The sequence below is a fragment of the Pontitalea aquivivens genome, assembly GCF_046507575.1.
In the GTDB taxonomy this organism is placed as follows: domain Bacteria; phylum Pseudomonadota; class Alphaproteobacteria; order Rhodobacterales; family Rhodobacteraceae; genus Pontitalea; species Pontitalea aquivivens.
Genome location: NZ_JBKFEY010000002.1, coordinates 394,434 through 414,264, shown reverse-complemented (window position 1 = coordinate 414,264; position 19,831 = coordinate 394,434). Strand labels below are relative to the sequence as shown.

The following is a 19,831-nucleotide window of genomic DNA, read 5'->3' as shown; positions in this document are numbered from 1 at the left end:
GGGGGATTGCAGCCAGCCGCGCGGTCGCGCTATGGGCGGATCATGCCAAGATATGCGTTCAGGATCGAATATGACGGGGGCCCCTTTTCCGGCTGGCAGCGCCAGGCGGTGCAGCCTTCGGTTCAGGGCGCGGTTGAGGCCGCGCTTGCCCGGCTGGAACCCGGACCCCATACCATCGCCGCCGCCGGGCGCACGGATGCGGGCGTGCATGCCACAGCGCAAGTGGCCCATGCCGATCTGACGCGGGACTGGGACCCGTTTCGCCTGTCCGAGGCGCTGAACTTTCATCTGAAGCCCGCCCCCGTGGCAATCCTGGCCTGTGCCCGGGTCGGGGATGATTTTCACGCCCGGTTTTCGGCAACGGAACGGCGCTATCTGTTCCGGCTGCTGCAGCGCCGCGCGCCCGTCACCCATGACCGCGGCCTGGTCTGGCAGGTCCTGAACCCGCTTTCCGCCGAAGCGATGCGCGCAGGCGCCGCCCATCTGGTGGGCCACCACGATTTCACCACCTTCCGGTCGTCGATCTGTCAGGCGGCCTCGCCGTTGAAGACGCTGGACGAAATCCGCATCGAGGAACTGGACATCCCCCACGGGCGCGAGTTCCGATTTCACCTGCGGGCGCGGTCGTTCCTGCACAATCAGGTGCGCTCGATCGTGGGCACACTGGAACGCGTAGGCGCCGGGGCCTGGACGCCCGAGGATGTGAAAACCGCGCTGAACGCCCGCGACCGGGCCGCCTGTGGGCCGGTCTGCCCGCCGCAGGGGCTTTACCTGTGCGGTGTGGGCTATCCGGGCGATCCCTTTGCCACACCCGCGGCCTGAAGCGACGGCACGGCAGCGGCTTTCAACCTGTCGACCACCTGCACCGCAAGGGCGCTGGCAGGCTGGCTTTGGGGCATGTAATCGGGCACGGCGCGCGCCAGCGCGGACAGAACCGCGCCTTCGTCACCGGTATCGATCGCCTCGCGCAGATCGCGCAAGGCCGCGGCCATTTTCAGTTCCGACAGCCGATCTTCGCGCACGCGGATGATCTTGGGGTGCGCCGTGGTCTGGGCCCCCTTGCGGACCATCAGCTCTTCATGCAGCTTTTCGCCCGGGCGCAGGCCGGTGGTGACAATCTCGATATCGCCATCGGGATTGGCCGCATCGCGCACACTGTAGCCGGCGGCCTCGATCAACTGGCGTGCCAGATCGCAGATGAAGACCGGATTGCCCATATCCAGCACAAAGACCTCGCCGCCTTCGGCAAAGGAACCGGCCAGAAGCACCAGGCGCGCAGCCTCCATGATCGTCATGAAATAGCGCGTCACCCCCTCATCGGTCAGGGTGACCGGGCCGCCGCGGGCGATCTGTTCCTGAAACAGCGGGATCACCGACCCGGAGGACCCCAGCACATTGCCGAACCGCACGATGGAAAAGATCGTGCCGCGCGACCGCTGCGCCAGATCCTGCACGATCAGTTCAGCCAGCCGTTTCGACGCGCCCATCACATTGCCCGGCCGAACCGCCTTGTCGGATGACACCAGAACGAACCGGCGCACCCCGGCATCGCGCGCCTTTTGCGCCAGGACCGCGGTGCCCAGAACGTTGTTGGCCAGCCCCGCCCGGGGGTTCGCCTCGACCAGGGGCACATGCTTGTAGGCAGCGGCATGCAGCACCACCTGCACCTTGTGGGCGCGCAGGACGCTGTCCACCAGCAGCGGATCGGCGATCGACCCCAGCACCGGCACAATCTCGACCCCCGCCTGTTCGGCCAGAACGCGCATTTCGGCCTCGGCGTTGTAAAGCGCCAGTTCGGACAGTTCCAGCAGCACCAGATGCGCCGGGCGACAGCGGATGATCTGGCGGCACAGTTCCAGCCCGATTGAGCCCCCCGCCCCCGAAATCAGCACCGAGGCACCGCGGTATTCACCACAGCCCATGTCGATCAGGTCATGCAGCGGATCGCGTGCCAGCAGCGCCGACGGCCCCGCCGGCAACAGCTTGTCCACCAGCGCCTCACCGCCGACCAGCTGGGCAAAGGCGGGCAGGGTCTGCACCTCAAGGCCCAGGCTTTCCAGCTTTTTCGACAGATAGGTCTGCTTGTGTTCCGACAACGACGGCATCGCAAGGATCACGCGGTTCAGCTTGTACAGATCCTTCACCCGTTCGGCATGCACCCCGGCATGAACCGGCAGGCCACAGACGTTCAACCCGCGCAGGGTCGCATTGTCATCCAGGAAGGCATAGGCAACGATGTCGGGCTTGGCCTTCAGCGCCGATGCCAGCGCCATGCCGGTGCGCCCGGCGCCATAGATCGCCACCCGCGTCACCGCGCGCGACCGTCGATAGATCGACAACAGCACCTGCAAAAGCGCCAGGCGCGCGCCCGAAAACAAGGCGAAATAGACCAGCGCGAAAATGACATGCAGCGCCATCGGAAACGGATTGCCCCCCAGCGCCGCCAGCGCCGCCGAACACAGCCCCATCGCCCCCGCCAGCAGGCCCGTGCGCAGCACCATGCCGATGTGATAATCCTTCAGCCGCACCTTGCGCAGGCCCAGCACCTGCGTCAGCGCCAGCGCCGCCAGCATCAGCAGCGGCATGAACAGCCAGTTGGCCATCAGCCGCGACACGGGAAAGACCGTCGAATACTGCAGCGCAAGCGCCAGCAGCAGCGCCACAGGCACCAGACAAAGATCAAGGACCAGAAGGATCGCGTTCTTCTGAACCCGATTGAGGGATATCACTGTCTTTATCATGCCCATCCGGCGCACCGCTGTGACCTGACTGGAACAAAGCCAAACATCCTTAACAAAATGTTTACACAAATGGCGCCGACAGCAAAAGAATGTTGTCAAATATACGGCGGAACTTAGCGCAGCACGCGCGCCACGGTGCGGCCGATCAACACAAGATCGAAGCAGATCGACCGATGTTTCTGATAGATCAGGTCCAGCCGTGCCTTCGCCGGAACGCAGCGCCGGCAATAGGCGGCGTCGGTTTCCTGCGCGGTGGCGCAGGCCGCCAGAATACGTTCCTCATGCCGGTGATAGACCAGCGAGGCCAACCCCGTCACGCCCGGACGGCTTTGCAGCACCTGGGCATAAAGCATTGGGAACCGCTCGACATACTGGCGCAGGGGCGGGCGCGGACCGACAAAGCTCATGTCCCCTTTCAGGATGTTCCAGATCTGCGGCAGCTCATCCAGCCGATAGCGGCGCAGCAGCCGGCCCGTCCGCGTGACCCGGGCCGATTTGTCCCCGCCGGACACGCCCGCATCGGCGGCAACCGTGGTCATCGTGCGGAACTTCCACAACAGGAACGGTTCGCCCGGCGCCTTCATGCGTTCGGCCAGGTAAAAGACCGGGCGCCCGTCGGCCAGCAGGATCCACAGGCCCACCGCCGCGATCACCGGCGCCAGGACCGGCAGCAGCAGCAGGGCAAACACAAGGTCAAAGGCGCGTTTGCCGATGGTCATCCGGGGGCCTGCATCGGGGAAAGCGCGACAAGATCGGCCAGGATCGCGGTGGCCTGCGCCGGGGTTTCGGGGATCAGGTCAAGCGCCAGGGCGCGCGCCACGTCCAGCGTCACCTCGGGGATCGCCCCGGCGGGGGCGGGCCGCTGGACCCAGGGCTGGCCCGCCGCGCGCAGCAGGGCATCCATGCCGACCGCGCCGGGCAACGCCAGGTTGATCCGCCCCGGCACCGCGATACCCGCCGCCAGCAGCCGCACCAATCGCGCCAGCGCCTCGGCCAGCGCCTGCGGGCCAATATAACTGCGCCGGGGCGCGCGGCCGTCGGCGAAGATGTCCAGAACGCGGCCCCCGGCCGGCGCGGGCCTGCCCAGCAGGGCATCGGCGCCCGCGACATTGCCGATGCGCAGCTGCACGATGGCCGGGCCCCGATCCGCGGGCGCCAGCGCATCAAGCGCCGCTTCGGCGGCAAGCTTGGCCTGGCCATAGGGGGCCGCGGGGCTGGTCGGGGCATCCTCGGACAAGGGCCCAGCCTGCGCGCCATAGACCGCTGCGGACGATGCCTGCACCAGGGGAACCCCCGCCGCGCCCGCCGCCGCCGCCGCCGCCAGCGCAAGGCGCCGGTTGTCGGCAAGGTGATCGGGCGTCCCGCTGACCACGCCTGCAAGGTTTAACACCACATCCGCCGCCGCCGCCGCACAGGCAAAAGCCTGCGGCGCGGTCAGCGGGTCAAACAGGATATCGCCGCCCTGCCCCTCGTCCCGGGCCTGCCAGACCGTGTGCAGCGCGCGCAGGGCCCCTGCCCCCCCGGGCGCCATCCAGGCCCGGCGCAGCAGCCCGCCCAGACGCCCCGTTCCCCCCACCACCAGAAGGCGCGGAACAGTCGGGGCCGGAATGGGCATAAGGATCGGCATGAATACGATCGGTTTGCTGCGATGTGCCAGCCTTATCATCACCCGGCGCCGCGCACCACTGCACAAGACCCTTTCGCCCGCACGCGCCCCGGCCTAGTCTGTCGCCAAATTCGATGGAGGCCCCGATGCGTTGCGTTTTCGTTCAGTTCCGCTGCCAGCCCGGCAAGACCTATCAGGTTGCCAATGATATCTATGACCGCGAAGTGGTCAGCGAACTGTATTCCACCAGCGGGGAATATGACCTGCTGGCCAAGGTCTATATCCCCGAAGAGGCCGATGTCGGCCATTACCTGACCGAAAAGCTGTTCGACATTCCGGGGATCAACCGAACCCTGACCACGATGACCTTCAAGGCATTCTGAAAGGGGCGGCGCGATGACGGTGATGGTTATTACGGGCGCAAGCTCGGGTATCGGGCGGGCGGTGGCCGAGGCGGCACTGGGCGCGGGATGGCAAGTGGCGCTTCTGGCGCGGCGCCAATCCCTGCTGGAGGAAATCGTGGCAGGCCGGGACGCGCTGGCGCATGGCTGCGACGTGACCGATGCAGTCAGCGTCGAGGCGGCCTTTGCGGCCACGGTCGCGCGCTTTGGCCGGATCGACGTTCTGTTCAACAATGCAGGCGTTTTCCCCAAGGGCGGGCTGATCGATGAAATCCCGCTGGAAGACTGGACCAATTCGGTCGCGGTCAACCTGACCGGCATGTTCCTGTGCGCCCGCGCGGCCTTTGCCCAGATGCGCCGGCAGGCGCCGCAGGGCGGGCGGATCATCAACAACGGCTCGATCGCGGCCACCGCGCCGCGGCCCGGATCGGTGTGCTACAGCACGACCAAACATGCGATCACCGGGCTGACCCGGACACTGGCGCTGGACGGGCGGCCCTTCAACATCGCCGCGGGCCAGATCGACGTGGGCAATGCGCGCACCGAACTGGCCGCACGGATGGAAACCGGCGTCTTGCAGGCCGATGGCGCCATCCGCACCGAACCGATGATGGAAACCCTGGATGTCGCGCGATCGGTGCTGCACATGGCCAGCCTGCCGGTCGGCGCGAATGTGCTGCAGATGACGGTGATGGCCACCAACATGCCCTATGTCGGGCGCGGCTAGGGCCGGATCAGCCGAAACACCGCCGCCGCCGCCCATCCGGCGAATACCGCCAGCACCAGCGCAATCAGCCCGTAAAGCGCGGGCTGATTACGCGATGTGACATAAAGCCAGCGTTCCAGCCCGACCTTTCGCACATAGATCGCCGCGCGGTGCTGATCGACGACACGACCGCCGCGCAGCAGGAAGATGCGGGTCTTGTAATCACCCTCGATCAGGTTGGCGGGCAGGCGGAAGTCGGCCCGGAACAAAGTATCCTCGACCAGGGTCACATGGCCTTCGGCCAGACTGTAAAGCCCCTCGGCCTCACGGATGCGGACCAGCGCCTCGGTAAAGGGACGCGTATCCTCAACCTCCAGCGGACCGGCGAAGGCGCGCACCGCCAGCGGCACGGAAATGCGCTGGGTCACATCCTCTTCCGGGGTCAGGATCTGGCCAATCGGGCCCGAGGTCGCCACCGCATAAAAAGTGGGGGCAGCGGCGATGCCCACGGATTCGGTATTGACCCAGATCCCCGCCTCGCGCGATTTGCGCCGGATCGTCACCCCGGCGGACGGCCCTTCCAGCGTTACGATCACCTCAAGGGGCGGACCTTCGGGCAGCGCCTCAAAGCGTTTGACGGCGCCATAGATCAGGATCTCGGACCCGTCAAAGCTTGCCGTGATGCCGATATTGTCGCGGCTGAGGCCGGCCACCACCTCTTCGCCGCGGGCGGGAAGCGCCAGGCACAGCAACAGGGCGAGCGCGCGGATCATGCCCCGATCCCCGCCGTCAGGGAATAAAGTTCCGCCGGGCGCAGCAACAAATCCAGCGCGATCTTGCCCGCCACCGCCAGCACCAGAAGCGCCAGCAGGATACGCAACTGTTCCGCCTTCAGCCGCGCGCCCATGCGCGACCCGATCTGCGCGCCCACCACCCCGCCGATGATCAGCACCAGCGCCAGCATGACATCGACCGACTGGTTGGTGACCGCATGCAACAGCGTGGTGAAGGCCGCGGTAAAGATGATCTGGAACAGGGATGTACCGATCACCACCTTGGTGGGCATCCCCAGCAGGTAAATCATCGCGGGCACCATGATGAAGCCGCCGCCCACCCCCATGATCGCGGCCAGCACCCCCACCACCAGCCCGACCAGGATCGGCGGGATGACCGAGATATACAGCCCCGAGGCCCGGAACTTGACCTTGAACGGAAGCCGGTGCACCCAGATATGCTGATGGCGCTTCACGGGTTTGGTCGCCTTGCGCGCCCGGTTCATCGCACGCAGCGATTCCTGGAGCATCAGCACCCCGATCGACCCCAGCAGCAGCACATAGGCCAGCTGCACCGCCAGGTCGATCTGCCCCAGCCGCGCCAGAATGTTGAACACCCAGACCCCCAGCGCAGATCCCAGAAGCCCCCCCACCAGCAGCACAAGGCCCATCGGCACATCCACCGCCTTGCGCTTGAACTGCGCCAGAACCCCCGAAACGGATGAGGCCACCACCTGATTGGCCCCCGTAGCCACCGCCACCATGGGCGGAATCCCGATAAAGAACAGAAGCGGGGTGATCAGGAAACCGCCCCCCACGCCGAACAGGCCGGACAAAAGCCCGACAATCCCGCCCAGCCCCAGCACGGTGAAGGCATTGACGGCGACCTCGGCGATGGGAAGATAGATCTGCATGGCAGGTCCGGCGCGGGTGGTGTTGGTTCAGTCATGCCCGCAGGGGGGGGCAGAGTCAAACCCCCCGCCGCCAAACCCCGGGCCCATCAGCGATCACAGATCGCGCAGATAGCGCCGCAGCACGGTTTCCAGCTTCGCTGCGCCCAAAGGGGCCACCGCCTTGGTCTGTTCATGGCTGATCTGTTCCTCCGCCATGCCTGCGCCCATGTTGGTGATCACCGACACCGCCGCGACCCGCAGGCCCAGAAAGCGCGCCAGGATCACCTCGGGCACGGTGGACATGCCGACGGCATCGGCGCCCAGAATGCGTGCCGCACGAATTTCCGCCGGGGTTTCGAACGAAGGACCCGAAAACCAGCAATAAACACCTTCGGGCAGGTCCACGCCCTCGGCCCGGGCGGCGGCGGCCAGGCCCGCGCGCAGCCCCGCGTCATGCGCCGCAGTCATCGGCACAAAACGCGCATCGGTCGGCTCGCCGATCAGGGGGTTGGTGCCGGCGAATGCGATGTGATCGTTCAGCATCATCAGCCCGCCGGGCGGGATATCGGCGCGCAGCGATCCGGCGGCATTGGTCAGCAACAGGCTGTCGCAACCCAGATCGCGCAGGATTTCCAGCGGCAGGCGCATCTCGGCGGGGTTGCCGTGTTCATAGTAATGCGCCCGCCCGCCAAAGACGGCCACGCGCACGCCTTCCAGATTGCCGATCACCAACTGCGGATTGTGCCCCGACACCCCCGCCTGCGGAAAACCCGGCAGGTCGGCATAGGGGATGGCAATGCCCTGCACCTGATCGGCCAGATGGCCCAGCCCCGATCCCAGGACCAGCCCCAGCCGGGGCGGTTCGCCCCCCGCGCGGGACTGGATCATACGGGCAAGCTCAGCGTTCTTTGACATAGGGCTCTCCGCCCGCGCGCGGCGGGATCGCCTTGCCGATAAAGCCGGCAAGGATGACGACGGTCAGGATATAGGGCAGCGCCTGCATGAACTGCACCGGCAGGGTGATGATGCCCAGATCGACGTTCTGATAGCGGTTCGCGATCGCCTCCAGAAAGCCGAACAGCATCGTGGCGCCCAGCGCGGGCAAGGGCTTCCACTTGGCGAAAATCAACGCCGCCAGCGCGATAAAGCCGCGCCCTGCGGTCATTTCCTTCACAAATCCGGCGGAAAGCCCAGTGGCCAGATAGGCCCCCGCAAGCCCGGTCAGAAAGCCGGTGATCGCCACGGCCGTATAGCGCAGCCGAACCACGGAAATACCTGCGGTATCCACGGCGGCCGGGTTTTCCCCCACCGCCCGCAGCCGCAGCCCAAAGCGCGTGCGGTAAAGCACCCACCAGGTCAGCGGCACCATCGCAAAGGCCACATAGACCAGAATCGTGTGCCCCGAGATCAGTTCGTAATAGATCGGGCCCAGGATCGGCACATCGCGCAGCGCCTCGGCACCCGGCAGGTGGATCGGTTCGAACCGGCCACCGCCCATCAGCTGCGGCGTGCGACCGCCCTGCTGAAACCAGCTTTGCGCGATCAGCACCGTGAACCCCGAGGCCAGGAAATTCACCGCGACCCCGGAAATCAGCTGATTGCCGCGGAAGGTGATCGAGGCCAGCCCATGCACCGCCGCCAGCGCCATCGCGCCGCCAACACCCGCCACCAGCCCCAGCCAGACCGATCCGGTAACCGCAGCCACCGCCCCGGAAAAGAAGGCCGACATCAGCATCTTGCCTTCCAGGCCGATGTCGAAGATCCCCGCGCGTTCCGAATAAAGCCCCGCCAGACAGGCCAGCAACAAGGGCACACCCAGCCGCACGGTGGAATCGAGGATCTGGATCAGCGTCGCGAAATCCATCACTTCGCCCCCTGCTTCACGAAAAGCCGCGCCACCGGGCGGCGGACCATGTTGTCCAGCGCCCCGGTGAACAGGATCACCAGCGCCTGGATGACGGTGATCAGTTCACGCGGGATCGAGGTTTCCAGCGCCAGTTCCGCCCCACCCTGATAGAGAAACCCGAACAGGATCGCGGCCAGCAGCACCCCCACCGGATGGTTGCGCCCCATCAGCGCCACCGCGATACCGATAAAACCCGCCCCTTCGACCGCGTTCAGGACCAGGCGTTCCGCCTCGCCCATGACGTTGTTGATCGCCATCATCCCCGCCAGCGCGCCGGAAATCAGCATGGACACCATGATGATCTTGTAGGGCGAAATCCCGGCATAGCGCGCCGCCGGTTCCGACTTGCCAAAGGCCCGGATCTCATAACCCAGTCGCGTGCGCCAGATCAGCAGCCAGACGAATACACAGGCCGCCAGCGCGATGAAGAACGTGACGTTGGCGGGGGTGGACCGCAGGAACATGCCCCCAATCAGCGGCAGGTCGTGGAACGAGGGCAGTTTCGCCCCTTCGGGAAAACGGGCCGAGGCCGGATCCATGCTGCCCACGGGGCGCAGCACGTTGACCAGGATATAGTTCAGCGCCGAGGCACCGATGAAGTTGAACATGATCGTGGTGATCACGATATGGCTGCCGCGCCGGGCCTGAAGCCAGGCCGGTATCGCCGCCCAGGCCGCGCCAAAGACCGCCGCGCCCAGCGTTGCCGCCAGAAGCGCCACCGTCCAGTGCGGCCAGGGCAGCGCAAGACAGACCAGCGCCACCCCAAGCCCCCCCAGCGTCGCCTGCCCCTCGCCGCCGATGTTGAACTGGCTGGCGTGGAAGGCAACCGCAACGGCCAACCCGGTAAAGATGAAATTGGTGGCGTAATACAGCGTATAGCCCCAGCCATAGGCCGACCCCAGCGCGCCGGTGACCATCACGTCCAGCGCGCGCAGCGGGTCTTCGCCGATCGCCAGGATCACCAGGCCCGAGATGACGAAGGCGATCACCAGATTGATCAGCGGGATCAGGGCCAGATCGGCCCATTTCGGCATCTTGTCCATCAGTCGACCACCCCGGCCATCATCAGGCCCAGTTCGCGTTCGTCGGTCTGGTCGGGCAGCCGTTCACCCATGATGCGGCCATCGAACATCACCGCAATCCGGTCCGACAGGCCCAGGATCTCATCCAGCTCGACCGAAACCAGCAGCACCGCCTTGCCTGCGTCGCGCAGTTCCACGATGCGGCGATGAATGAATTCGATCGCGCCGATGTCCACGCCGCGCGTGGGCTGTCCGACCAGCAGCAGGTCGGGGTTGCGCTCGATCTCACGCGCGAGGACGATTTTTTGCTGGTTGCCACCGGAAAACGACTTGGCGGGCAGTGTCGGGATCGGCGGGCGCACGTCAAAGCGTTCCATCTTGCCCTGCGTTTCGGCCAGCAGCGCGGCATTGTCCATCAGAAACGCGTTTTTTTGGTATTCGGGTGCGTTGTGATAGCCGAAGGCCACGTTTTCCCAGGCCGTGAAATCCATGATCAGGCCCAGCGACTGACGATCCTCGGGGACGTGGGCGATGCCGCGCGCGCGCCGGGTCTGGCCGTTGGAATGCTTGCCGGTCAGGTCGATGTCCTGCCCGTTCAGGCGCACCGTGCCGGTCGCCGTGCCATAGCCGCCCAACACCCGCAGCAGGTCCGACTGACCATTGCCGGCCACGCCCGCGATGCCCAGCACCTCGCCCGCGCGGATGGTCAGGTTGATGCCGCGCAGCCGTTCGACACCGTCTTCGTCCACGACGCGCAGGTTTGCCACCTCAAGCACGGTCTGGCCGGGGTTCGCCGGACCCTTGGGCACATGCAACAACACCTTGCGGCCCACCATAAGCTCGGCCAGCTGTTCGGGGTTGGTTTCGGCAGTCTTGACTGTCGCTGTCATCTCACCCCGGCGCATGACGCTGACGGTATCGGTGATTTCCATGATCTCGCGCAGCTTGTGGGTGATCAGGATGATCGTCTTGCCCTGTTCGCGCAGATTGGCAAGGATGCGGAACAGATGGGCCGCCTCGGCCGGGGTCAACACGCCGGTCGGTTCATCCAGAATCAGGATATCCGCCTGCCGGTACAACGCCTTGAGGATTTCCACGCGCTGCTGATGGCCGACCGACAATTCCTCGACCACCGCGTCGGGATCGACATCCAGTTCATATTCCTCGGCCAGTTGCGCCAGAACCTTGCGCGCCTTGGCCAGTGACGGGCGCAGCATCGCACCCTCTTCCACGCCAAGGATGACGTTTTCCAGAACGGTGAAATTCTGCACCAGCTTGAAATGCTGGAACACCATGCCGATCCCGGCGCGGATCGCGGCCTGGCTGTCGGGGATCGATACGGGACGGCCGTGGATCACGATTTCGCCCGCGTCGGCCTTGTAGAACCCGTAAAGGATCGACATCAGCGTGGATTTGCCCGCGCCGTTTTCGCCGATGATGCCGTGGATCGTACCCGGCATGACCCGGATCGAGATGTTCTTGTTGGCCTGAACCGGGCCGAAAGACTTGGAAATCCCGCGCAACTCGATCGCGGGGGCACTGGGGGCGGCAGTCGCCTGCCGCCCCTGGGATTGCGTCACGACCATGCCGCGATCACTCGACCGGGCAGGTGTTGTCGGTCATGTAGTCATGAACCTTGATCTCGCCCGAAACGATCCGGGCGGTGGCTTCGTCCAGCGCGGCCTTCATGTCTTCGGTCACAAGCGCCGCATTGTTGTCATCCAGCGCATAGCCGACGCCTTCCTTGGCAAGGTCCATCACCTCAAGGCCCAGCGACATCTCGGGGCCGGCCATGAAGGCCTCATAGACGGAATTGTCGACACGCTTGACCATAGAGGTCAGCACCTTGCCCGGGTGCAGGTGGTTCTGGTTGCTGTCCACGCCGATCGACAGGATCCCCTCATCCGCGGCGGCCTGCAGCACGCCGATGCCGGTGCCACCGGCGGCGGCATAGACCACATCGGCCCCCTGGCTGATCTGCGCCTTGGTCAGTTCGGCGCCCTTCACCGGGTCATTCCACGCGGCAGGCGTGGTGCCGGTCATGTTCTGGATGACCCTGGCATCGGGATTGGCGGCCTTGACGCCCTGCACATAGCCGCAGGCGAATTTGCGGATCAACGGAATATCCATCCCGCCGATAAAGCCCACCGTGCCGGATTTCGACGCCATCGCCGCCATCATGCCGACCAGATAGGACCCCTGTTCCTCGGTGAAAACGACCGATTTCACGTTGGGCTGATCCACGACCATATCGATGATCGCGAATTTGGTATCCGGGTAATCCGGCGCGACGGTGTTAAGAACATCGCCAAAGGCAAAGCCGGTCATCACGATCGGATTCGAACCCGATTCCGCCAGCCTGCGCAGGGCCTGTTCGCGCTGCGCCTCGGATTGCATTTCCAGTTCCTTGTAGGAACCGCCGGTTTCCTGCACCCAGCGCAGCGCACCGTTATAGGCCGCCTCATTGAAAGATTTGTCGAATTTGCCGCCAAGATCATAGACAAGCGCCGGATCGGCCAAGGCCGCGCCACTGCAAAGTGCCAGCGTGGCTGCCGCGCCAAGAAATTGTTTCATCAGGGTCATCGCTTACTCCCGGTCGATGTGGGGCCCCCTTGCGGGCGCCCGTTGGCGGGCAAAAGACCCGCAGACCATTGGAATTAGGGCCGAGACGGGCCAGACGGTCAAGCGCGATTTTTTCCGCGCCACCCGCTTGTTAGGCGAAATTTGTCCAGCCGGTCAGGCGCCCGCGCCGTCAAGCGTCAGCGTCAGCACCAGCGCATCCTCGGCCCGGCCGTCAGGTTGGCGGTAATAGCCGCGGCGCCGCCCGGCCGCGTGCCAGCCGCAGGCGGCGTAAAGCGCACGGGCCGGGGCATTGCCCTCGGCCACCTCCAGGAACGCGGTCCGGGCGCCCCTTGACCGCGCGATTGCGGCAAACTGCGATACAAGCGCGCGACCGCTGCCCTGACGGCGGGCCCGCGGATCAACCGCGACGGTCAGCAACTCGGCCTCGCCCGCGATCACCCGCCCCAGAAGAAACCCGGACGTTTCGGTCAGCAGAAAGGTTCCGGGTGCGGCCAGCAGGCCGGCGAATTCCGCCGCCGTCCAGGGCCGTGGCGTGACAAAGCAGCGCGCATGCAGCGCGGCAAGATCGTCGGGGGTCATCCTAGCCAAGAATCACCGGGGGCGGGTCAGACGGCGGCGCGGCATCCGCCCCGCGCAGATACAGCGGCGCGGGCCGGGCCCCGGGTAGGCCCCGCCGCAAAAGGGCGATGCGGGCGATCGCCTCGGCCAGGGGCATGACCGGGCCCAGAACATGCGCGCCGCGCAGATGCGCCGCGGCGATCGCCGCCGCTGTCCCCGTCACCGCCTGCCCTTGCAGGACTGCGGGCAGATCTGCCAGTGCGGCCAGCGCGGGCGGGCTGGCGCCGTCATCGGTGAAGTGCTGCCAATAAACCATGTCGCGCCGGGCATCCTCGGTCACCGCGATGGGGCGCGGCTGACCCAGCGCCCGCGCCTCCAGCGTGCTGACGCCCACTGCGGGAATGCCCAACGACAGCGCAAGCCCCCGCGCCGCGGCCACCGCGATGCGCACCCCGGTGAAATTGCCCGGCCCAATCCCCACGCCCAGCGCCGCAAGGCCGCGCCAGCCGATCCCGGCATCGGCCAGCATCTGTTCCATCATCGGCATCAGGCGTTCGGCCTGCCCCTTGGCCATTTCTTCCTGTCGCGCCGCGACCACGCGGTCACCGGCAAGCAAAGCGGCCGCGCAATGCGCGGCCGATGTGTCAAAGCCCAGGATCAGCGGTTCAGCCGGCAACGGGGCGAACCTCGGTCACCTCGGGGATGTAGTGGCGCAGCAGGTTCTCGATCCCCATCTTCAGGGTCAGGGTCGAGGACGGACAACCCGCGCAGGCGCCCTGCATGTGCAGATAGACCACACCGCGTTCAAAGCCGTGGAAGGTGATGTCGCCGCCATCCTGTGCAACGGCAGGGCGGACGCGGGTGTCCAGCAGTTCCTTGATCTGCGCGACAATCGCCGCATCGGGGCCGGAATGTTCGGCATGGCCACCCGCGGCCTTGCCCTCGTCTTCCATCACCGGGGCACCGGATTGGTAATGTTCCATGATCGCGCCCAGAATTGCGGGCTTGGCATGGTCCCATTCGGTCGCGGCATCCTTGGTCACCGTCACGAAATCGGACCCGAAGAATACCCCCGTCACCCCCGGAACCGCAAAGATACGCCGCGCCAGGGGCGATTTCGTCGCCGCCTCGGCCGAAGGGAAATCGGCGGTAGCCGCATCAAGCACGGTCTGGCCGGGCAGGAATTTCAGCGTGGCGGGGTTCGGCGTGGACTCGGTCTGGATGAACATGGCGCGCTCCTTGATCAAGGCACAGATATGCGCCTGCCTCCCCCCATAGTCAAGTTTGGAACAATTCTAAATTTGTGACGATCAGGTGATCGCCTCCAGCCGCTCTTTCGACATTTCACCCGGAACGATGGTGACCGGACAGGGCAGATTGCCCGAATTGCGGCTAAGCTGGGTGACCAGCGGCCCGGGGCCCGATTTGTCGATGCCCGCCCCAAGCACCAGAACGCCGATTTCAGGATTGGCGCGAATCACGTCCAGGATTTCAGTCACAGGCTCGCCCTCACGGATGATCAGATCCGGGTCCACGCCCTGCTTGTCGCGCATCCATTTGGCAAAGACCTCGAAATGCGCCTCAATCCGCTCGCGGGCTTCGGCACGCATGATTTCGGCCACACCGATCCAGTGCTGAAATTCCTCGGGCGGGATCACCGACAGGATCGTAACCCCCCCGCCGGTATGAGCCGCGCGCATCGCCGCAAAGCGCATCGCGTTCAGGCATTCGCGGGTGTCATCCAGCACCACCAGAAACTTGCGCATCCTATCCCCCCTTGACCGCGCGATCATGGCCGAAGGGGCCGGGGTTTGGCAACCATTCCGCATGGGCACCCCGGCAAGACCCGTGCCATGACGCCGGTCACAACTGTTCGGACGCCGCCCAATCCCAGTAAAGCCGGCGCACGCGCGCGGTCATCGGCCCCTGGGCATAGCGCACGTCATCAAAGGCCTGCACCGGCGTGACCTTGGCGAAATTGCCCGACAGGAAGACCTCATCCGCAGTGCGGAAATCCTGCAGCGTCAGGACCGTCTCATGCACCTCGACACCATCGGCGCGCAGGTTGGCGATATGGCGCGCGCGGGTGAGGCCCGCCAGAAAGGTGCCGTTGGCGATCGGGGTAAAGACGACACCGTCCTTGACCATGAAGACATTGGCCGTCGCGGTTTCGGCGACATTGCCCATCGCATCCTGCACCAGGGCATTGCCGAACCCCTTGTGCCGCGCCTCGACCAGCATCCGTGCGTTGTTGGGGTAAAGGCAGCCGGCCTTGGCGTTGCAGACATTGTCGGCCAGCACAGGACGGCGGAACTGTGTCGTGGTCAGCGTTGTCGCCGCATCTGGCGCGGGCATGGCGACCTCTTCCAGGCACAGAGCAAATCCCGTCACCCCTTCCAGCGGTGCCACGCCCAGATCCGATCCGTGGATCGCCCAATACATCGGGCGCACATAAACCGCCGCGCCTTTATCATAGCGGCGCAAGCCTTCGCGGGCGATCTCGACCATCGTCGCGAGGTCCACCGTCGGGGTGATCATCAGCGCCTCGGCCGAGCGGTTCACGCGGGCGCAATGGGCGGCAAGATCAGGCACCAGGCCATCAAACATCCGCGCCCCGTCAAAGACCGAAGATCCCTGCCAGATGCCATGATCCGCCGCACGCATCACAGGGATGTCGCCTTCATGCCAGTTGCCGTCGAACCAGGTGCGGATATTCTTGCCAAAAGCCATGATGCCTGCCTTTCAAAGTTGCGCCATCCTAAGCGCAGCCCGAAGCGGGGCGCAAGCGACCTCCGGGGAAGCCTCCGGCGGGGATATTTTGGCAAAGCCGAAGGTTCAGTCTTCCCCGGCCTCCAGCCGAAGCGGCGCGGCCCCCCCCGACAGATCGTCCGTCGAGAGCGGCGCCGAGGGCCGCGCCAACCGCGCGCGGGTGACCCAGAACAAGCGATGTTCGGCCCGCGTGATCGCCACATAGGCCAGACGCTTCCACAGCGGGATGCCGGCCTCGCTGCGCCCGGCGCGGAAAGCGGCATAGATGTCGGGGGCAAAGACCTGCACGTTTTCCCATTGCGACCCCTGCGCCTTGTGAATGGTCACCGCCGCGCCATGCAGGAAGGCCGCACCCATGCGCGCGGCATAGGGGATGAAGGGCTCTTCCTCATCGGGCAGTTCGATCTTGATGATCGAGGCAGCCGACAAACGCGGATCTTCCCCGCCCATGACATGCAGGCGCGAAAACCCGGGCTTCTTGCCAGGCCCCAGATAGATCACCTGCGCCCCCTTGATCAGGCCACGGGCCTCAAGGTCGATGCGCTTCTTGCGATGCTTCACCGGCAGTTCGATCCCGTCGCAGATCAGGGGCTCGCCGGGCAGCAACTGATCGGCGGGCGCATGATGGGCGGCGCGGAATGCCTGGATCAGCCGGATGCGGGTCGCGTTGCGCCAGACCAGAACGGGGCTGCGCGCCATCAGATCACTTTCGACCCGTTCGGCCCAGATCACGCGCGGATCGCGGCGTGCGGCCTGTTCGATCATCCGCTCAAAGGCCTCATAGGTCAGGCTTTCATCGGCCAGGGCATGGGCCAGATCAAGGATCGGGTTGTCCTCGGCCTGGCGGTGGATGCGATGCAGCACCAGCTTGCTTTTCCCGGGCAGGCGTTCGAACATCATCTGCCCTGACTGGTTCACCGGGGCCAGCTGCGCAGGATCGCCGAACAGGATCAGCGTCGAGAAAATCTCGCGCAGGTCATCGAACTGGCGTTCATCCAGCATTGAGGCTTCGTCGATGAAGCCGATGTCAAGCGGGTCTTCGCGCCGCTTCCAGCCACGGATGAAATCCGACCCGCGCAACCCCGCCGAGGCCAGCGCGGCCGGGATCGACTTGACCTGTTCATAAAAGGCGCGGGCCCGGTCCAGCGCTTCTTCTGTCAGGCCCTGAATGCCCAGCAGATCGACCTTGGGCCGCTCGCCCTGCCCTGCAAGCCATTCGGCAATGCGTTCGTATTCGGGATCGTAAAGCGGGGTATAGAGAATGCGGTGGATCGTCGTGGCCGGCACGCCACGCCCGCGCAGCACCGAGGCGGCCTTGTTCGTCGGCGCAAGAATCGCAAGCGTGCGGCGGTCCTTGCGCTTTCGGCCTTCAAAATCACCCGAAACGATGTCCACCCCGGCAGCCTCAAGCGCCTTGAACAGGGCGGCCAGCAGCATGGTCTTGCCCGACCCCGCCTTGCCGATCACCGCCAGCACACGATTGCCGCCGACATCCGGGCCAAGTGTCCCCTCCAGCAGGTCGACACCGGCCTGCGAAAGTGCCTCGGCAACACGGTCCCAGGCTTCGGCCTGATCATCGGAAAAGGTTAGGGCGGTGGTCATGGCGTGACCTTACAGGCGGGCCGTGACGGGCGAAAGGGCCCGCAGGCGGCGCCGCGCCGATGGGTCGTGCGGAAGCCTCCGGCGGGAGTATTTGGGGCCAAGAAGAACAGGGGGCTTCTTCTTGGCTCAAATACTCGGATCCGACGGTTCAGGCTGCAAGCGGCGCGGCGTCGACCAGCGCCACGATATCCATCATGATGCGGTTGAGTTCAAAATCCTTGGGCGTGTAGACGCGGGCAACGCCAAAACCCAGAAGCTTGGCTGCATCTTCATCAGGGATGATTCCGCCGACGACGACCGGCACATGCCCCAACCCGGCGCAGCGCATCCGGTCCATCACCTCTTCAATCAGCGGCAGGTGACTGCCCGACAGGATCGACAGCCCGACGACATGAGCCTCATCATCCAGGGCCTGCGCCACGATCTGTTCAGGGGTCAGGCGGATGCCTTCGTAGGTGATGTCCATGCCGCAATCGCGCGCGCGGAAGGCGATCTGTTCGGCGCCGTTCGAATGGCCATCGAGCCCGGGCTTGCCGACCACGAACTTGAGCCGCCGCCCCAACCGGGCCGAGACGGTATCGACCGCGGCGCGGATGTCGTCGAGCCCTTCGGTCTTGTTCGACGGCGCGCGGCTGACGCCGGTGGGCCCGCGGTATTCGCCATGGACCTGACGCATCACGCCCGCCCATTCGCCTGTGGTCACACCCGCCCTGGCCGCAGCGATGGATGGCGGCATGATATTGGCGCCCGACTGCGCGGCCTTGCGCAGCGCGGCCAGCGCGGCCTCGACGGCCCGCTGGTCGCGGGTCTCGCGCCAGGCCCGCAGGCGGTCGATCTGGTCGGCCTCGACGGCGGGATCCACCACCATGATCCCGCCATCGCCGGCGGTCAGGGGCGAGGCTTCGCCCCCGGTCCAGCGGTTCACGCCGACGACGATGGTTTCATTCGCCTCGATCCGGTTGATCCGCTCGGCATTCGATTCCACCAGGCGCGATTTCATGTAATCGATCGCCGCGATCGCGCCGCCCATGGAATCGAGCGTTGCCAGTTCCTGGCGCGCGCCCTGCTTCAGATCCTCGACCCTGGCGGTTACGGCGGGATTGCCGTCAAACAGATCGCCATATTCCAGCAGGTCGGTTTCATAGGCCATGATCTGCTGCATCCGCAGCGACCATTGCTGATCCCAGGGGCGCGGCAGGCCCAGCGCCTCGTTCCAGGCGGGCAGCTGCACGGCGCGGGCGCGGGCGTTCCTGGACAAGGTCACCGCCAGCATCTCGATCAGGATGCGGTAGACGTTGTTTTCCGGCTGCTGTTCGGTCAGGCCAAGGCTGTTGACCTGTACGCCATAGCGGAAACGACGGTATTTTTCCTCAGCGATGCCATAGCGGTCGCGGCAAACTTCATCCCACAGCTCGGTGAAGGCGCGCATCTTGCACATCTCGGTGACGAAGCGGATGCCGGCGTTCACGAAAAAGCTGATCCGGCCCACCATCGCGGGAAAGCCCTCGGGGGCGACCTTGGTTTTCAGGTCATCCAGCACGGCAATGGCGGTCGCCAGCGCGAAGGCCAGTTCCTGTTCCGGGGTCGCCCCTGCCTCTTGCAGGTGATAGGAACAGACGTTCATCGGGTTCCATTTCGGCAGGCTTTGCGCGGTAAAGGCCGCCACGTCGGTAATCATCCGCAGGCTGGGTTTGGGCGGGCAAATATAGGTCCCGCGCGAGAGATATTCCTTGATGATGTCGTTCTGCACGGTGCCCTGCAGCCGGGACACATCGGCGCCCTGTTCCTCGGCCACGGCGATATACAGCGACAAAAGCCACGGCGCGGTGGCGTTGATCGTCATCGAGGTGTTCATCTGTTCCAGCGGAATATCGCGGAACAGGGTGCGCATATCGCCCAGATGGCAAACCGGCACGCCAACCTTGCCGACCTCGCCCCGCGCCAGGACATGGTCGCTGTCATAGCCGGTCTGGGTCGGCAGGTCGAAGGCCACGGACAGTCCCGTCTGCCCCTTGGACAGGTTCGTCCGGTAAAGTTCGTTCGACTTGGCCGCGGTGGAATGGCCGGCATAGGTACGGAACAGCCAGGGCTTTTCCTTGGCAGGCATGTTGGTGTCGGTCATCGCGGCCTCCGAATCCTGAAATCGCAACAATATTGCGGTTGACTGGCATTTAGGTGAAAGAATGTGTCGCTGTCAATTCGCTGCACCGCGGCACAGGCAGCCCCATCCGATCCGCTCTTGCCTTGGCACGCCACCCAAGGGAAAATAAT

The 19,831-nt window shown here is 65.3% G+C and carries 20 protein-coding genes; 3 read left to right on the top strand and 17 right to left on the bottom strand.

The window, feature by feature from the left end:
- Positions 1–42: 42 nt before the first annotated feature.
- Positions 43–822 carry a tRNA pseudouridine(38-40) synthase TruA gene (gene truA / locus ACK8OU_RS05610; RefSeq protein ID WP_410302384.1) on the top strand — a complete coding sequence of 260 codons (780 nt, stop codon included), beginning with the start codon at positions 43–45 and terminating at the stop codon, positions 820–822.
- On the opposite strand, the gene ACK8OU_RS05605 is transcribed toward truA, so the two are convergent.
- The 3 genes from ACK8OU_RS05605 to ACK8OU_RS05595 form a co-directional block, all read right to left on the bottom strand.
- The gene (locus tag ACK8OU_RS05605; protein WP_410302383.1) at positions 786–2,741 is read right to left on the bottom strand and encodes a polysaccharide biosynthesis protein; all 1,956 of its coding nucleotides are present in this window, start codon (positions 2,739–2,741) and stop codon (positions 786–788) included. The genes truA and ACK8OU_RS05605 overlap by 37 nt on opposite strands.
- Before the next feature lie 113 nt (positions 2,742–2,854).
- Positions 2,855–3,460: a sugar transferase gene (locus ACK8OU_RS05600; RefSeq protein WP_410302382.1), complete on the bottom strand. Its 606-nt coding sequence runs from the start codon at positions 3,458–3,460 to the stop codon at positions 2,855–2,857.
- The gene (locus ACK8OU_RS05595) at positions 3,457–4,368 is read right to left on the bottom strand and encodes an NAD-dependent epimerase/dehydratase family protein (protein ID WP_410302381.1); all 912 of its coding nucleotides are present in this window, start codon (positions 4,366–4,368) and stop codon (positions 3,457–3,459) included. The genes ACK8OU_RS05600 and ACK8OU_RS05595 overlap by 4 nt, the downstream gene beginning before the upstream one ends.
- 125 nt (positions 4,369–4,493) lie before the next feature.
- On the opposite strand from ACK8OU_RS05595, the gene ACK8OU_RS05590 reads away from it, so the two are divergent.
- Entirely contained in the window at positions 4,494–4,730 is a 237-nt protein-coding gene (locus tag ACK8OU_RS05590; RefSeq protein ID WP_250042231.1) for an Lrp/AsnC family transcriptional regulator, read from the top strand.
- Between the two features lie 13 nt (positions 4,731–4,743).
- The gene (locus ACK8OU_RS05585; RefSeq protein WP_410302380.1) at positions 4,744–5,475 is read left to right on the top strand and encodes an SDR family oxidoreductase; all 732 of its coding nucleotides are present in this window, start codon (positions 4,744–4,746) and stop codon (positions 5,473–5,475) included.
- Here the strand turns inward: ACK8OU_RS05585 and ACK8OU_RS05580 are convergent.
- The 14 genes from ACK8OU_RS05580 to ACK8OU_RS05515 form a co-directional block, all read right to left on the bottom strand.
- Complete coding sequence (locus tag ACK8OU_RS05580; protein WP_410302379.1) at positions 5,472–6,227, bottom strand: TIGR02186 family protein; 756 nt, start codon at positions 6,225–6,227, stop codon at positions 5,472–5,474. The two genes, ACK8OU_RS05585 and ACK8OU_RS05580, sit on opposite strands and share 4 nt — an antisense overlap.
- Positions 6,224–7,141, bottom strand: a complete 918-nt coding sequence (locus ACK8OU_RS05575; protein ID WP_410302378.1) for a sulfite exporter TauE/SafE family protein — start codon at positions 7,139–7,141, stop codon at positions 6,224–6,226. The genes ACK8OU_RS05580 and ACK8OU_RS05575 overlap by 4 nt, the downstream gene beginning before the upstream one ends.
- Before the next feature lie 93 nt (positions 7,142–7,234).
- Entirely contained in the window at positions 7,235–8,035 is an 801-nt protein-coding gene (locus tag ACK8OU_RS05570; RefSeq protein WP_410302377.1) for a purine-nucleoside phosphorylase, read from the bottom strand.
- Entirely contained in the window at positions 8,019–8,984 is a 966-nt protein-coding gene (locus tag ACK8OU_RS05565) for an ABC transporter permease (protein ID WP_410302376.1), read from the bottom strand. Before ACK8OU_RS05565 ends, ACK8OU_RS05570 begins: the two co-directional genes overlap by 17 nt.
- Complete coding sequence (locus tag ACK8OU_RS05560; protein ID WP_410302375.1) at positions 8,984–10,069, bottom strand: ABC transporter permease; 1,086 nt, start codon at positions 10,067–10,069, stop codon at positions 8,984–8,986. The genes ACK8OU_RS05565 and ACK8OU_RS05560 overlap by 1 nt, the downstream gene beginning before the upstream one ends.
- Entirely contained in the window at positions 10,069–11,634 is a 1,566-nt protein-coding gene (locus ACK8OU_RS05555; protein WP_410302374.1) for an ABC transporter ATP-binding protein, read from the bottom strand. Before ACK8OU_RS05555 ends, ACK8OU_RS05560 begins: the two co-directional genes overlap by 1 nt.
- A 7-nt stretch (positions 11,635–11,641) precedes the next feature.
- The gene (locus ACK8OU_RS05550; RefSeq protein WP_410302373.1) at positions 11,642–12,631 is read right to left on the bottom strand and encodes a BMP family lipoprotein; all 990 of its coding nucleotides are present in this window, start codon (positions 12,629–12,631) and stop codon (positions 11,642–11,644) included.
- A gap of 153 nt (positions 12,632–12,784) precedes the next feature.
- Complete coding sequence (locus ACK8OU_RS05545; protein WP_410302372.1) at positions 12,785–13,210, bottom strand: GNAT family N-acetyltransferase; 426 nt, start codon at positions 13,208–13,210, stop codon at positions 12,785–12,787.
- Position 13,211: 1 nt separating this feature from the next.
- On the bottom strand, positions 13,212–13,865 hold the full coding sequence (gene tsaB, locus ACK8OU_RS05540) for a tRNA (adenosine(37)-N6)-threonylcarbamoyltransferase complex dimerization subunit type 1 TsaB (RefSeq protein WP_410302371.1): 654 nt from the start codon (positions 13,863–13,865) through the stop codon (positions 13,212–13,214).
- Positions 13,855–14,418 carry a NifU family protein gene (locus ACK8OU_RS05535; protein WP_410302370.1) on the bottom strand — a complete coding sequence of 188 codons (564 nt, stop codon included), beginning with the start codon at positions 14,416–14,418 and terminating at the stop codon, positions 13,855–13,857. The genes tsaB and ACK8OU_RS05535 overlap by 11 nt, the downstream gene beginning before the upstream one ends.
- An 81-nt stretch (positions 14,419–14,499) precedes the next feature.
- On the bottom strand, positions 14,500–14,955 hold the full coding sequence (locus ACK8OU_RS05530) for a universal stress protein (protein WP_410302369.1): 456 nt from the start codon (positions 14,953–14,955) through the stop codon (positions 14,500–14,502).
- Between the two features lie 97 nt (positions 14,956–15,052).
- On the bottom strand, positions 15,053–15,919 hold the full coding sequence (locus tag ACK8OU_RS05525; RefSeq protein WP_410302368.1) for a branched-chain amino acid aminotransferase: 867 nt from the start codon (positions 15,917–15,919) through the stop codon (positions 15,053–15,055).
- A 105-nt stretch (positions 15,920–16,024) separates the two neighbouring features.
- Positions 16,025–17,560 carry an ATP-dependent DNA helicase gene (locus tag ACK8OU_RS05520; RefSeq protein WP_410302367.1) on the bottom strand — a complete coding sequence of 512 codons (1,536 nt, stop codon included), beginning with the start codon at positions 17,558–17,560 and terminating at the stop codon, positions 16,025–16,027.
- 148 nt (positions 17,561–17,708) lie between these two features.
- The gene (locus ACK8OU_RS05515; RefSeq protein WP_410302366.1) at positions 17,709–19,682 is read right to left on the bottom strand and encodes a protein meaA; all 1,974 of its coding nucleotides are present in this window, start codon (positions 19,680–19,682) and stop codon (positions 17,709–17,711) included.
- Positions 19,683–19,831: the final 149 nt, after the last annotated feature.

What these genes read in the sequence shown, in the direction of transcription:
- ACK8OU_RS05595 (WP_410302381.1), bottom strand. Translation starts at nt 4,368, where the DNA reads ATGCCGATCCTTATGCCCATTCCGGCCCCGACTGTTCCGCGCCTTCTG.
- ACK8OU_RS05565 (WP_410302376.1), bottom strand. Translation starts at nt 8,984, where the DNA reads ATGGATTTCGCGACGCTGATCCAGATCCTCGATTCCACCGTGCGGCTG.
- ACK8OU_RS05570 (WP_410302377.1), bottom strand. Translation starts at nt 8,035, where the DNA reads ATGTCAAAGAACGCTGAGCTTGCCCGTATGATCCAGTCCCGCGCGGGG.
- ACK8OU_RS05550 (WP_410302373.1), bottom strand. Translation starts at nt 12,631, where the DNA reads ATGACCCTGATGAAACAATTTCTTGGCGCGGCAGCCACGCTGGCACTT.
- ACK8OU_RS05575 (WP_410302378.1), bottom strand. Translation starts at nt 7,141, where the DNA reads ATGCAGATCTATCTTCCCATCGCCGAGGTCGCCGTCAATGCCTTCACC.
- ACK8OU_RS05600 (WP_410302382.1), bottom strand. Translation starts at nt 3,460, where the DNA reads ATGACCATCGGCAAACGCGCCTTTGACCTTGTGTTTGCCCTGCTGCTG.
- ACK8OU_RS05515 (WP_410302366.1), bottom strand. Translation starts at nt 19,682, where the DNA reads ATGACCGACACCAACATGCCTGCCAAGGAAAAGCCCTGGCTGTTCCGT.
- ACK8OU_RS05585 (WP_410302380.1), top strand. Translation starts at nt 4,744, where the DNA reads ATGACGGTGATGGTTATTACGGGCGCAAGCTCGGGTATCGGGCGGGCG.
- ACK8OU_RS05590 (WP_250042231.1), top strand. Translation starts at nt 4,494, where the DNA reads ATGCGTTGCGTTTTCGTTCAGTTCCGCTGCCAGCCCGGCAAGACCTAT.
- ACK8OU_RS05520 (WP_410302367.1), bottom strand. Translation starts at nt 17,560, where the DNA reads ATGACCACCGCCCTAACCTTTTCCGATGATCAGGCCGAAGCCTGGGAC.
- ACK8OU_RS05605 (WP_410302383.1), bottom strand. Translation starts at nt 2,741, where the DNA reads ATGATAAAGACAGTGATATCCCTCAATCGGGTTCAGAAGAACGCGATC.
- ACK8OU_RS05560 (WP_410302375.1), bottom strand. Translation starts at nt 10,069, where the DNA reads ATGGACAAGATGCCGAAATGGGCCGATCTGGCCCTGATCCCGCTGATC.
- ACK8OU_RS05580 (WP_410302379.1), bottom strand. Translation starts at nt 6,227, where the DNA reads ATGATCCGCGCGCTCGCCCTGTTGCTGTGCCTGGCGCTTCCCGCCCGC.
- ACK8OU_RS05555 (WP_410302374.1), bottom strand. Translation starts at nt 11,634, where the DNA reads ATGGTCGTGACGCAATCCCAGGGGCGGCAGGCGACTGCCGCCCCCAGT.
- ACK8OU_RS05530 (WP_410302369.1), bottom strand. Translation starts at nt 14,955, where the DNA reads ATGCGCAAGTTTCTGGTGGTGCTGGATGACACCCGCGAATGCCTGAAC.
- truA (WP_410302384.1), top strand. Translation starts at nt 43, where the DNA reads ATGCCAAGATATGCGTTCAGGATCGAATATGACGGGGGCCCCTTTTCC.
- ACK8OU_RS05545 (WP_410302372.1), bottom strand. Translation starts at nt 13,210, where the DNA reads ATGACCCCCGACGATCTTGCCGCGCTGCATGCGCGCTGCTTTGTCACG.
- ACK8OU_RS05525 (WP_410302368.1), bottom strand. Translation starts at nt 15,919, where the DNA reads ATGGCTTTTGGCAAGAATATCCGCACCTGGTTCGACGGCAACTGGCAT.
- ACK8OU_RS05535 (WP_410302370.1), bottom strand. Translation starts at nt 14,418, where the DNA reads ATGTTCATCCAGACCGAGTCCACGCCGAACCCCGCCACGCTGAAATTC.